Annotated in this window: 1 rRNA gene; it reads right to left on the bottom strand. The window is 53.6% G+C overall.

Going from position 1 to position 293, the window contains the following annotated elements:
- Positions 1 to 293, bottom strand: a 16S ribosomal RNA gene (locus F3J38_RS27860); the annotation flags it as partial.

Raw genomic sequence — 293 nt, 5'->3', positions numbered from 1 at the left:
ACTGGCAGTCTCCTTTGAGTTCCCGGCATAACCCGCTGGCAACAAAGGATAAGGGTTGCGCTCGTTGCGGGACTTAACCCAACATTTCACAACACGAGCTGACGACAGCCATGCAGCACCTGTCTCACGGTTCCCGAAGGCACTAAAGCATCTCTGCTAAATTCCGTGGATGTCAAGAGTAGGTAAGGTTCTTCGCGTTGCATCGAATTAAACCACATGCTCCACCGCTTGTGCGGGCCCCCGTCAATTCATTTGAGTTTTAACCTTGCGGCCGTACTCCCCAGGCGGTCGAC

It is taken from the genome of Candidatus Pantoea formicae, from assembly GCF_011752625.1.
Lineage (GTDB): Bacteria > Pseudomonadota > Gammaproteobacteria > Enterobacterales > Enterobacteriaceae > Pantoea > Pantoea formicae.
This window is presented reverse-complemented; position numbering and strand designations above follow the sequence as displayed.